Genomic DNA, 12,867 nt, shown 5'->3' with positions numbered 1-12,867 from the left:
GTTTTTGCGCTACTGGGCAGCGGCAGCCAACAGGTAAGCACGAATTCGATTTAGAGTGCACCGAGCAACAAATTGAACATCGGCTTATCTCGCCAGGAAAGCCGCAGACCAATGGCATGGTGGAACGTTTTAATGGTCGGGTGTCAGAAATACTTAAAGCCACCCGATTTGATTGCCGAGCGGATTTAGAAGCAACCCTGCTCAGATATGCCCACGTTTATAATCACCACATACCGCAAAAAGCGCTTGGTCATACCCCTCCAATTGAACGACTAAAGGGGTACTATCAAACTTCACCGGAACTCTTTCGTGTGAAGCCCATCAATCACCGGGGACCTGACACCTAAGTATGCCTTTTCGTCAGCTAGCAACTTAAAGTCAGAAACCCTTGGAGTAACTACATTTCCCGTTATGAATTAATCAACAACGCCGACATTAAGCATTATTGACAGCACTTAAGTATCTTCAGCTGTCACAATTCCCGAAAATAACTGACTTAGTAAGTCTACTAATTTAAACTTTGATGATGTGCTAAAGCTACAGTGATAATTAACACCAATTTCGATAGATTTTATTGGCACATCTGAGATTTCAATTAAGTTATCATCTCTAATCCATTGACGTGAGAACCGTGCTGCACCATAACCAGCTTTTACACACTCTCGCAGTTGTATTTCAATATCTCTATGACGATCAATCTCAAAATGCCCACCAGTTTTAGTCACGAATTGTAATGAACCACCATGGACTCGCGACAATTTATTAACATCATCACACAAAACCGTAATCACTTCAGCAGAGTTTTCTAGTTCAGCATTAATGAACATAGCGTAGTTTTCTTTCCATAACGGTAAAAATAACTGCTCAGCATCGTCTGCAAGTTCATAACCGATATAAAAGTCACAGGTTTCACCTGGACGCACTAAATGTATTCCCATATCTGGGAATTGCTTACGAAAAAACGTTAAAATTATCTGAACTTTGCTTGGACATAAATCAACTTGTAAGCCAATGGTCAATTGCTCGTGATGTAATTCCGTACCGATATTTGACAGTGAAGCAATTTGGTCGAGCAACCGTATAGCCTTTGGATACAATTCATGACCGGCTTCCGTTGCCGTAATACAATGGCTGTCGCGAATGAATAACTGTCGCCCCAGTTCTTCCTCAAAATTTTTCAAGCTAATCGAAACTGCAGGTTGAGTAATGAAACAACATTTTGCAGTTTGAGTAACACTAAGTGTTTCATATAACGAGGTGAATATTTTTAAGTGTTTAGTATTCATGGCTGTCAAACTGTAAAATCAATACTTTTAAGCTGCTTTATTAGGTTGTTAAAAACGGGTTCCTCAGCCCGGTCAGCATCAATCAATACTCCATAACGGATCAACATTTCGCTGCCCTTCAGTTCTCGGATCGCCACATCAGTTATCCCTTCCAACATCGCATCAGACAGTAATGCAGCACCATATCCTGCGCGAACCAGTTGAATAAGCATCGGCTTCGAATGAGCATTTGCCGTAACACGAATCGCTCTTTGATTACCTGAGGTAATTTTGGATAGTCGCTTACTGTTAAAGCAGCGAGGGTTAATCACAAAATCGACACCATCAAGATCACATGGATGAATTTCTGAGAGCTTATTTAATGGGTGTTCAAATGGAAAACACAGATTGAAACGCTCATTCCACAAAGGAATAAACAACTCTGTTTCTTTGCGTTTATCATCCATACCAATTTTAATGTCAGCGGGTTGCCTTTTGTGGCACAGATGAATTCGAACACCTTGGCTTGCATACTGATTTATACATCGTAAAATTTTTTGATGTTGCCGATAACTCATTACCGGAGGAATTCCAAATCGAAGAGCTTCATTTTTAGTTGACTTAACCGACATAAGTGCATCGAGCTCAGCTAAAATATTCTTTGATTTGAAATAAAGACTATGGGCTGCTCCGGTTGGAGTAACACCTTTGCCTCCTCGGTCAAATAGTTGCTCTCCAAGATCTTGCTCTAACATTCGAATTGAATGGGTTATCGATGGTTGCGAGACACCACAACGTGTAGCTGCCAATACCAATTTACCCTCTTCATAAACTGCCACAAATGCTCTAAGTACTGATGGATTCACACTTGCTTCCTTACACCTTATGAATGGCACTAGTGTACTGGTTATCTGCCTTTTAAATCAGCTCTTATCAACTTTGCTGTGAGTCTTAGCGCAAATTTCATCTTATAGTGATTTAGCACCATAAATACAAAATCAAGTAAATTACAAAAGTAATCTGCAACACTGAAATTAATTTCCCTAAAAGCCAGATAAAACCAACATAGATCACCTCATATAAATCATTAATAGCTGACTATAGATTGAATTAATTGGCATTTGGACAACCACAGGGCGATAAAAATAGGAACGGTTAACACACCTATCGGTCAACAGCATGGCCTGTGGAGTCAACATTTTAGGACTCAATACCAAGCTGAATGGCATTTTCCTAGTAAACATAAGGGACACCTCATGCAAAGACGTGATTTTCTTAAACTAAGCTCGGCCGCGTCAGCCGTCAGCTGCTTAACTGCCTGTGCTGGCACAAGTAGCTCACCTGTGATTCCAGAACAAGCTTCCGCCGAACAACATTATTGGAGCGCCTGTTTGTGCAATTGCGGCTCCAATTGCCCACTAAAGGTAATCACCGTTGACGGAAAAATTACCCGTATTGAAGCGGAGAGCTATGGCCAAGACAGCTTTGATTCGCCGCATATCAAGCCCTGTTTACGTGGCCATGCCAACCGTGCTCGTGTGTATAACCCAGATCGGTTGCTGTATCCAATGAAACGCATCGCCGGCAGCAAACGTGGTGAAGGCAAGTTTGAACGGATTAGTTGGGAGCAAGCGATTAACGAAATCGGCGGGACACTGAAACAAACCTATCAACAACACGGTCCCAGAGCGGTTTATCTAAATCGGGGCAGTGGTGCGTTCTACGACATCAACGGACAAAAAGCATGGGAACGGCTACTTAACTGCATGGGCGGTGGCCTAAAACACTACGGTTCTTACAGTTCATCGATGGTACAGGCTGTCATGCCGTACGTTTTTGGCAGTCGCAAAGCGTCCACCCCACGGGAGATGCAATATTCTGATCTATTAGTTTTCTTTGGTTACAACCCAATGGAAACTCGAATGAGTGGCAGCGGTGAAGGTTACGAAGTTCAAACCATTACCCAAGACAAAAAAGTCATTCACATCGACTGTCGCTATAGCGATACCGCTATGGGGCGCGAAAGTGAATATCACCCCTGTCGACCAGGTACCGACGCCGCACTGTGTGAAGGCCTTGCCCATGTGTTGATCACCGAAGACCTCGTCGACCATCAATTCCTAGCGGAAAAATGCTATGGATTTAAAGCCGAGCCAGCGATAGTCGATGCCCGTGACAACAGCAAAATGTTGCCACCACTGCCTTATGAAGAAAGTTACGAAGCGCATATTCTTGGGGTAAAGGATGGCATCGCCAAAACTCCAGAATGGGCAGCGGCAATCTGCGGGATCCCAGCCGATAACATTCGTAACCTCGCGCGCCAAATTGGCACGGCCAAAGCCCCTTACATCGCTTGTGGCCTTGGTTTGCAGCGCCACATTAATGGTGAAGATAACATTCGCGCCATTATGACCTTAGCCATGCTAGTTGGTGCTGTTGGTAAACGCGGCACTAACACCGGTGATTACCCCAAATCACCACGGCGCATCTACTCCAGCGGCTTACCAACCGTCAGCGAGAAACAACAACGTCCAATCGATACTGCGAAAATATCGATGTTCAACTGGACCGAAGCGGTAGTAGATGGCAAGAACCTCAGCGTTCTCAAAGATGGGGTTAGACTGCCCAAAGAGGAACTCGATGCCAATGGCGATGGTAAGCTCGGCACCAATATAAAGGTGATCATCAATTACGCCAGTGGTTGCCTAGTTAACCAACACTCGGATGCCTTTGGCACTAGCAAAATTCTGCAAGATGAATCCCTATGCGAATTGATTGTGGTGATCGATAACCACATGACCTCCTCCGCCAAACTTGCGGACTATCTCCTACCGGATAACTCATGGCTAGAATCCACTGACTTCGCCAATAAGACTTACTACGCTGGCGCAGTTAGCTATATGACTGCACTAAAAAGTGGCATTACGCCACTGGGTGAGTGTCGTGCCAGCTTTGATGTATGCACTGACTTAGCCGATGTATTAGGGGTCAAAGAGATCTACACCGAAGGGCGCAGCCACGAGCAGTGGATCGAGCACTATTACCAAACCAAGGTGCGCTCGATGGCACCAGAGCTTTTCCCAGCAACCGCGAAAGAGATGCAACAAGTTGGTGTGATCAAAACCTTTACCCCTTGTGATGAAAGCGAGTCCTCAGCCAAGACAAACTGTGCCATGTGGGATTACGTGCAGCACGGCGGCACCTTAAAAACCGCTTCTGGTAAGCTGGAGATCTACTCTCACGCTCTGCGCGAGCTATCAGAGCAATGGGTAGTACCCGATTATTGGCTGGATAAAGACAACTACCTTAATCCATTACCTAAGTACTGGGTCGGCTTGGAAAGCTACCAAGACAACTCCCCTGAATTAGCCGATATGCCACTGCAGTTAATTGGTCATCACACCAAAGCTCGCACTCACTCCTCTTTCGGATCCGTGAAGTGGCTAAAAGAGGCTGCGAACGGCGACGCAGTCTGGATCAACCCCACCGATGCCAAACAATACGGCATCGAAGATGACCAGTTCGTGATTGTCGAATCGCTGCGGGGAAAAGTAAGGGTCAAGGCCCGCGTCACCAACCGCATCATGCCTGGCGTGTTATCACTAGCCCAAGGCGCGTGGTTTAACCCTACCAATGCCGTAGACCAAGGTGGCTGTGTCAACACATTGACCTACAAAGGTCGCCCAAGCCCACTGGCAAAAGGCAATCCACAGCACACCAACCGCGTGAAGATTTACAAGGCTTAAAGGGAATTAATCATGAGCGAAAATCACTACGGCTTCTATTTTGACGCCAGTAAATGCAACGGCTGCAAAGCTTGTCACATCATCTGTAAGAGCCGTTTCAACGGCGAGCAAGGGGTGATCCCACGTCGTGTTTATGAATACGTTGGTGGCCAATATCAAGCCAATCATGATGGGACTATTACCTCGTCAACCTTTGCTTATTACACCTCGGTAAGCTGTAACCACTGCAACAAACCGGCTTGTACCGAAGTCTGTCCCACCGGTGCAAGTCGCAAGCGCAGCAGTGACGGCTTGGTCGTCGTCGACCAAAACGAATGCATTGGCTGCGGCCGTTGCAGCCGAGCTTGCCCTTACGATGCTCCGCAGCTCGACCCGATTCGCCGGGTCATGGTTAAGTGCGACGGATGTTTGGACTTACTGCAACAGGGTCAACAGCCGCTATGTGTTAGCGGCTGCCCACAGCGGGCATTGGATTTCGGTACCGTAGCAGAGCTTAAGCGCAAATACCCAATGGCCGAATTTGCCAATGTCGCGCCGCTCCCAGACAAGGATACCACCAAGCCTAATTTGCTGATAAAGCCTAATAAGCTGTCACGCCCCAGTGGCTCGGCGGTTGGCAAAATAGAAAACCTAAGCGAAGTTTAACGTCAACGCCGTCAATGGCTAACCATTGGCGGCTTTTTCAAGGACGCCTTTTGTATGCTTGAAAGTCATTTTGATCCGCAGCAAGCGCAAGTCACCAGCGCTGTTACCGGCATTTTTCACCACGTTTTCTATGAGCCACCAACTGAAGCGTTTTTCAACCAACTTCGACCGCTACTGGCCTGTTGGCCACAATTATCGAACGCCTCAGAGCTAATGAGCCAACAGATAAGTGAATCGCTCGAACACGACAACTGGCACGCGATTTATGAAGACTATCATCGCCTCTTTGTTGGTCCAGGCACTCGCCTGGCCTACCCATGGGGATCGGTTTACACCGACAAAGAAAATCTACTTTTTGGCGCGAGTACCATCAGCCTAGAGCGTTTTTTCAAACAACACGGTATTGCATTTCAAACCGCTGGAAATGAACCTCTCGATCATATCGGGTTATTATTAGCGGCGCTCAGCGGTTTATTTGGGAATGCTAACCAAACCAGCATTAACACAGCAACAGTGCTATTAAACGAACATATTCTGCCTTGGGCTTATCGCTTCACCGAACTGGTTACCCTGCATGCCCAAACCATTTATTACCGAAATCTCGCTAAGCTGCTGACGATAACGCTACACGACCTTCAATGTTCACTGGCACTAACTCCCAGTGAAGTAACGCTGTATAAATAACTCTGCCGAAGCCAGCTTACTTGCCAACGACCATTTGCCCATATTGTGAGGTTTATCCTGATATTTGAGGACACGATTAGGATTCATCGCGGCTCTTCCAAAAAGGGCTGGGTTACTTAAAACAAGCACCGCAGCCTCGACTGCAACAGCGCTCACCACTGCAGGGTCACGATCACTTTGGCCCACGCCATGGAGAACACCACATACACCCGCATTAGCATTCACTTCGCGTAAGCGTTCAATTGCCATGTAAGCCGATAACAATGGCGCTGGTCACAAAGCCAGCGTCATTTTTTTTATGTTAAAAGACAAATAGTTGCCCCAGATATACAGTTTGATTAATCACCACCACTAGCATCCGACTTTAACGGCAAAGAGATTAATCATGAATGGCATCAAAGGCTGGCTGAGGCTGTTTACCCCAAAACAGCATCAATGGAGTTCCGATCAGCAGCGCAACGCCGAAGCGTTACTGATTTTTTTGCTTATGGCACTGGTTACCTCGTTGTATAGCAGTGTCAAATGGGGCAACGATGGCCACCAGATCCTGCTTTACAGTTCATTAGCCTGTACCGCGTTGCAGTGCTTAAGTCTGACGATACTGCGCACCACTGCACGCTTAAGCATCGCCATCAATTTGGGCTTTTTGGGAATGAGCGCCCACGTCGCCAATCTGATTATCTGCAGCGGCGGCCTGATCTCATCCAATCAAACGCTGTGGTTTCCGACCATGATCTCGGCCTATTTCACCGTTGCTTCAATTCCGTTAGCCACTTTTTGGACGGTGCTGATCAGTGCCGGTGCTCTGGTGCTGGTAATTTTCGAGGTTCGCGGTTTTGATTTTCCCACCATGATGCTGTCCGCCAGCCGCTATCAATCGGAAACCATTTTAGGACTATTGGTGCCAACCCTGATTTTGGCACTGACACTGGCTTTTAACGCGCACCAACGCCGACGCGCCATCGAACGCGCCGAACAGCAGCGTACCGATGCCGATGCCATCGCCAAACAAGCCACCTTAACTCAGCATGATCTGACCAAGATGGTCGCCCACGTTGCCGACAACGCGACGCAACTGAATGACGTTAGCGAGAATCTCGACCGCCAAGCCGATTCACTACAGCAACAAGTGCTGCAACTGCGAGACAACTGCAACCACCAATCCAGCGCCTGCGAGCAGATCAACGAACGGTTGCAGCAGATGACCATCGATTTAAGCCAGGCAAATCAGTTTGTCCATGAACTGGAGCAGCGCAGCCACGCAATCACCATACAAGCACAAAACAGTTCGCAGTCATTGGTCGATTCAACCGAAGCGATCAAGCAGATCCTGCACACCAACGAGCAGATAACCTCGGTGGCGGATCTGATCACCTCGGTAGCAGAACAAACCAACCTACTGGCGCTTAATGCCGCGATTGAAGCGGCCCGTGCCGGCGATCAAGGACGCGGCTTCGCGGTCGTCGCCGACCATGTACGAGAGTTGTCGGCAAAAACCACCAGCGCTGCCACCGAGATCCGTTTGATCCTCGACCAAAGCCATCGCGAGGTGCTGGCCGGCCAACAGGTTGTTAATGCCACCGCCGGGGAGATTAACCAAATTATCCAGCAAATTGGCGAAACCCAAGGCGGCGTCAGTGAGCTAACCCGACTGCTAAATCTGCACCTTGATAGCGCCAACCGCTTGTCAGAATCAAGCCACGAGGTAAGTCACAGCGCGGAAAACACCAGCGAGGTATCCAGCGAGGTAGAACGGCAATCGTCACAGCTTTTGGAACAGGTGGAAACCATGAAAGGCCTTAGCAACGGCTTGCAACTGTTGCTGCTGGATAACGCTAAGCCGCAAGCAACAGCAGCGTCCACCAGTTAGCCCAAAAAACGCCGATAAACACTGGCGAAATCTCGCCAACAACAGCCGATAAAACTCCGACAAGTTCGGAGTTTTTGATTTAACGCAAGCCGCACTTAGCCCAATCTAGGGCAACATAGTCGCTACATTAAGTGTCATTCCACAACCTAACCCACTTTCACTCCAGCCAAATGAATTGGCTGAAAATAGCCAAAGGTAAATGCCAAGGATGCAACTGATTCGTCGCTGGATAGCACAGTTTCTGCCTAGCCAATCTCATTGGGATCAGGAACAACAACGCAACGCTCAAGCGCTGCTAATTTTCAATCTATTTGCCTTTGTATCTGCCATCTACAGCAGCCTCAAATGGGGCAACGACGGTCATCAAGCACTGCTATTTACCTCAATGCTGCTGGTTGCGGGTCAACTCTCTTGCGCGCTGATGTTACGTTGGAAAATGCCACTCAATGGTTGTATTAACTGGGGCTTTTTCACTGTCACGCTGCACGTTGCTAACCTAATTATCGCTAGCGGCGGCTTGATCGGATCGAATCAATCGCTGTGGTTACCGACCATCATTGCCGCCTACTTCACCGTCGCACCGCTGGCATTAGCCATTTTCTGGACGCTTTTAATTAGCGCTGGCGCGGTCGCGCTGGTTTGGCTGCAAACCAGCGGCGTCGACTTTCCGAACATGATGCTCGATCCCGGCCGCTATCAGACCGAAACGCTGCTGGGGCTATTACTGCCTACCTTAATTCTGGCAATTACCTTAGGCTTTAACGCCAACCAGCGCCGACAGGCGATCAGCCGCGCCGAACATCAACGTCGACAATCGGATCAGATTGCCAGTAGCGCCACCCAAGCACAGCAGGAACTGGCCGGAGTCGTCACTTTGGTTACCGACAACGCGGCGCAGCTGAACAACGTCACCGAACATTTGGATCGCCAAGCGGATTATCTGCAACAGCAAGTGGTGCAACTTAAAGACAACTGCACTCATCAGCCACTGGCGTCGGATCAGATCAACAGTCAGCTGCAGCAAATGACCATTGATATGGCCAAAGCCAGCGAATTTGTTGGTGAACTGAATCTGCGCAGCCAAACCATCACCGAGCAAGCGCAAAATTCATCGCATTCGCTGGTGGACTCAACCAACGCCATTAATCAGATCCTTCGTACCAATGAACAGATCACCTCGGTTGCGGGGCTGATCACGGCGGTGGCAGAGCAAACCAACTTGCTGGCGCTAAATGCCGCTATTGAAGCTGCCCGCGCCGGTGAGCAGGGCCGTGGTTTTGCGGTGGTCGCCGATCAGGTGCGCGAGCTATCTGGCAAAACCACCAATGCCGCCACCGAAATCCGCTTGATCCTCGATCAAAGCCACCAAGAGGTGCTAAGCGGTCAACAAGTAATTGAAACCACCGCGGGCGAAATCAAACAGATCATCAACCAAATAGGTGCCACCCAATGCGACGTCGCCAAACTGACCGCACTGTTGCAGCAGCATTCATCGACCGCTAACCAGTTGGCCAGTTCCAGTCATGAGGTAAACCAAAGCGCCGACAGTACCAATCAGGTCTCTCTGGAAGTGGAACGACAAGCCGCCCAGTTGATGGAGCAAGTAGAAACCATGAAGGCGCTCAGTAACGGCCTTAACGAGATGTTGCAAGATCAACGGCCAGTGGAGTTACGCGCCACCAGCGAATAGAGCAACGGCAGCGGATGTTCGCCTTGCAGCCATTGGTACTGGCCATCATCGGTGGCCGTTAACTGGTCAAAACAGCGGTAGGGACAATGGCGGTGTTCAGCAAAATGTTCAACCACCAGTCCCTGCTGCAATAGCGCTCCAATTACCTCTCCGAGACTGTGATTCCAAACCGCCACTCGTTGTTTGAAGGTTCCGGCATTTTCGGTGTAAGTAGCTTCCACCGCGACATCGGGGTTGGGACGATGAAAATAGCCGTAATCCATCAACATATCGATGGCGGGGTGAAACTCTACTAGGCACAGCTTACCGTTAGGTTTTAAGGCTCGCTTAACGGTTTGCGCCCAGCGGTTGATGTCATCAAGCCAACAGAGTGCGCCGTAGCTAACAAACACCCAATCGTATTCCGGCTCGACTTCGTCACCAAAATCGATCACATCGGCGCAAACAAAATGCGCCGCCTGGCGAGTATCCCGCGCCAATTGCCGCGCTTTAGCTATCGCTTGTGGCGACAGATCCACCCCAGTAACCCAAGCCCCCCGCCGTGACCAGCTAAGGGTATCAAGGCCAAAATGACACTGCAGATGGAGCAGCCGCTTGCCGCGCACCGCTCCCATCAGTTCAAGTTCAATCGGGTTTAATCGACATTGCCCAGCGACAAAGCCGGCAACATCATAAAATCCGGAATCGATGTGGATATCGGTACGCTGATCCCACGCCTGTTGATTTAACCTTAGCCACCGCTGACGCCCCTGTTGTTCCATAACCGTTCGCCACAACTCCTTGTGCAGTAATGTCACCATCATCCCGCAAAGCGGCAATAACCCCAAGGGTGAAGCCGATGCCAATCGAAATTTTTTGATGTTCATCCGCGCCAAGAAAGCGCACTCTAAGCGCAACGGTTTACTCAACAAACAAGGACGACCCCATGTTGGAACTGGGCACCCCGCTGCAGCACGGAGCAATCAGCAGCATCAACCGCGTTTTTAAGTCTGCCATGAGCGAACAACTCGGCGACAAACACCATAATCCGATGCCGGAACAAGCGCGCTTGTATCAGCGCTGGGCCGAGGGGCAAGTGGGCATTTGTGTCAGTGGCAACGTGATGATTGATCGCAGCGCCCTGGGTGAACCTGGCAACGTGGTGCTAGATGATCACAGTGATCTAGACGCCTTTCGCCAGTGGACTTCTGCCGCTGACCGTCAAGGATCGCAGTTGTGGATCCAGCTCAACCACCCCGGCAAGCAGATCCCGGCGGCGCTGGCTAAAGTGCCTTTAGCGCCATCGGCGATTCCACTGGGACGCGGGTTGGAGAAATCGTTCAATACCCCACGGGCGATGACTGAAGCGGAGATCCGCGCCACCATCAATGATTTTGCCAATGCTGCGAAACTGGCCAAACAGGTCGGTTTTAAAGGGGTGCAGATCCATGGCGCCCATGGCTATCTGGTCAGCCAGTTTTTGTCGCCACGCCACAATCAGCGCCAAGACCAATGGGGCGGCAACGCCGAAAATCGGATGCGCTTTGTGGTTGAGGTATACCACGCCATTCGTGCAGCCGTTGGTGATGATTTCCCGGTCGGAATCAAATTAAACTCCGCTGATTTTATGAAAGATGGTTTTGATGAAAGCGAATCGATGGCGGTACTGACCACCTTAGACAACGCTGGCATCGACTTGATTGAGATCTCCGGCGGCACCTACGAATCCCCCTCGATGATGGGCGCTAACCAACGCCAGTCAACCATCGACCGCGAAGCGTACTTTTTGGAATACGCCGAACAAGCACGAAAGCAAGTGCGCTGCACGTTGGTGGTCACCGGTGGCTTTCGCAGCAGCAAAGCGATGAATGCAGCGCTGCAATCCGGCGCCACCGATATGATTGGCCTTGGACGGCCACTGTCGCTCTATCCCGACCTGGCTAAATTGGCGATCGCTGATGCCGGATTTATCGCCGATGTCGGTAACCCAACAACCGGCGTCAAGGGCGTCGACCGCGCCGCGATGCTGTCAATCACTTGGTATGAAGCCCAATTGCGGCGCATTGGTCGTGGCAAACTGCCCAAGCCCAACCTGTCGGGTTGGTACGCGGTATTTGATACCTTTGGTCGCTTAGGCAAGCACGCCTTCGTCAAACGCCGCGGTTAAGCTCCGCCAGATAGAAAACGGCTGCTCCGCTTGGGCAGCCGTTTTTCGTTAAGAGCCTCGTAAAACAACTACCTTTAAACTCCATCTGTGGATCCTCATGATCCCAAGACTAAGGAGTGAGTGATGCCTCTATCGAATAAATTAGCGGCGGAGTTTCTAGGGACGTTGTGGTTGGTACTCGGCGGATGCGGCAGTGCCGTACTGGCAGCGGCCTTTCCAGAGCTTGGCATTGGTCTGCTTGGCGTGTCACTGGCCTTTGGCTTAACCGTATTGACCATGGCCTTTGCCATTGGCCATATTTCTGGTTGCCACCTCAATCCAGCAGTGTCGTTTGGATTATGGAGCGCTGGCCGCTTCCCTAGCAGCGAGTTATTGCCCTACATCGGCGCCCAAGTGCTCGGCGGGCTTGCCGGTGGCGGGATCTTATACCTAATTGCCTCTGGTCAGCCCGGATTTGATGTCACTGCCGGATTTGCCAGCAATGGCTTTGGCGAACACTCCCCTGGCGGCTATGGCCTAACCGCGGCGCTGCTGTGCGAAGTAGTGATGACTTTTATGTTCCTGCTGATCATCCTTGGTGCAACCGACGAACGAGCACCAGCGGGGCTGGCACCAGTGGCCATCGGTTTGGCACTGACGCTAATCCACTTAATCAGCATTCCGGTTACCAATACCTCGGTCAATCCCGCCCGCAGCACTGGAGTCGCGCTGTATCAAGGCGGCTGGGCCATCAGTCAACTGTGGTTGTTCTGGTTGGCACCGATAGTCGGTGCGATCCTTGCCGGAGTCTGGCAACGCTGGTTTGGTAAACGCTAAAGGGC

The 12,867-nt window shown here is 49.9% G+C and carries 11 protein-coding genes; 8 read left to right on the top strand and 3 right to left on the bottom strand.

What is annotated here, in order from left to right; genetic code table 11:
- On the top strand, positions 1-347 hold a 347-nt coding region (locus tag G506_RS20780; protein ID WP_156904948.1), incomplete at its 5' end, for an integrase core domain-containing protein.
- A 108-nt stretch (positions 348-455) separates the two neighbouring features.
- Here the strand turns inward: G506_RS20780 and G506_RS0118080 are convergent.
- Positions 456-1,286 (bottom strand): LysR family transcriptional regulator, encoded by an 831-nt coding sequence (locus G506_RS0118080; protein ID WP_028118096.1) that lies wholly within the window; start codon positions 1,284-1,286, stop codon positions 456-458.
- A 5-nt stretch (positions 1,287-1,291) separates the two neighbouring features.
- The gene (locus G506_RS0118075; RefSeq protein WP_156904947.1) at positions 1,292-2,131 is read right to left on the bottom strand and encodes a LysR family transcriptional regulator; all 840 of its coding nucleotides are present in this window, start codon (positions 2,129-2,131) and stop codon (positions 1,292-1,294) included.
- A gap of 390 nt (positions 2,132-2,521) precedes the next feature.
- Here G506_RS0118075 and G506_RS0118070 point away from each other — a divergent pair, with 390 nt between their 5' ends.
- The 5 genes from G506_RS0118070 (at position 2,522) to G506_RS20195 (ending at position 9,900) form a co-directional block, all read left to right on the top strand.
- The gene (locus G506_RS0118070; protein WP_028118094.1) at positions 2,522-5,011 is read left to right on the top strand and encodes a DMSO/selenate family reductase complex A subunit; all 2,490 of its coding nucleotides are present in this window, start codon (positions 2,522-2,524) and stop codon (positions 5,009-5,011) included.
- Between the two features lie 12 nt (positions 5,012-5,023).
- Positions 5,024-5,656: a DMSO/selenate family reductase complex B subunit gene (locus G506_RS0118065; protein WP_028118093.1), complete on the top strand. Its 633-nt coding sequence runs from the start codon at positions 5,024-5,026 to the stop codon at positions 5,654-5,656.
- Positions 5,657-5,710: 54 nt separating this feature from the next.
- A complete protein-coding gene (locus tag G506_RS20200; RefSeq protein WP_051202257.1) occupies positions 5,711-6,340 on the top strand; it encodes a TorD/DmsD family molecular chaperone in 630 nt (209 codons plus the stop codon).
- 385 nt (positions 6,341-6,725) lie between these two features.
- Positions 6,726-8,210, top strand: coding sequence for a methyl-accepting chemotaxis protein (locus G506_RS0118055; protein WP_028118092.1), 1,485 nt, complete (start codon positions 6,726-6,728; stop codon positions 8,208-8,210).
- Positions 8,211-8,418: 208 nt separating this feature from the next.
- Entirely contained in the window at positions 8,419-9,900 is a 1,482-nt protein-coding gene (locus G506_RS20195) for a methyl-accepting chemotaxis protein (protein WP_051202256.1), read from the top strand.
- On the opposite strand, the gene G506_RS0118045 is transcribed toward G506_RS20195, so the two are convergent.
- Positions 9,864-10,661, bottom strand: a complete 798-nt coding sequence (locus G506_RS0118045) for a class I SAM-dependent methyltransferase (protein WP_028118091.1) — start codon at positions 10,659-10,661, stop codon at positions 9,864-9,866. The two genes, G506_RS20195 and G506_RS0118045, sit on opposite strands and share 37 nt — an antisense overlap.
- 164 nt (positions 10,662-10,825) lie before the next feature.
- Between G506_RS0118045 and G506_RS0118040 the strand changes: the two genes are divergently transcribed.
- Positions 10,826-12,046, top strand: coding sequence for an NADH:flavin oxidoreductase/NADH oxidase family protein (locus G506_RS0118040; RefSeq protein ID WP_028118090.1), 1,221 nt, complete (start codon positions 10,826-10,828; stop codon positions 12,044-12,046).
- A gap of 123 nt (positions 12,047-12,169) precedes the next feature.
- On the top strand, positions 12,170-12,862 hold the full coding sequence (gene aqpZ / locus G506_RS0118035; protein ID WP_028118089.1) for an aquaporin Z: 693 nt from the start codon (positions 12,170-12,172) through the stop codon (positions 12,860-12,862).
- Positions 12,863-12,867: the final 5 nt, after the last annotated feature.

The sequence above is a fragment of the Ferrimonas senticii DSM 18821 genome (genome assembly GCF_000422665.1).
Taxonomy (GTDB): domain Bacteria; phylum Pseudomonadota; class Gammaproteobacteria; order Enterobacterales; family Shewanellaceae; genus Ferrimonas; species Ferrimonas senticii.
The sequence above is the reverse complement of the archived record's forward strand: the minus strand, read 5'-3'. Positions and strand labels throughout refer to the sequence as shown.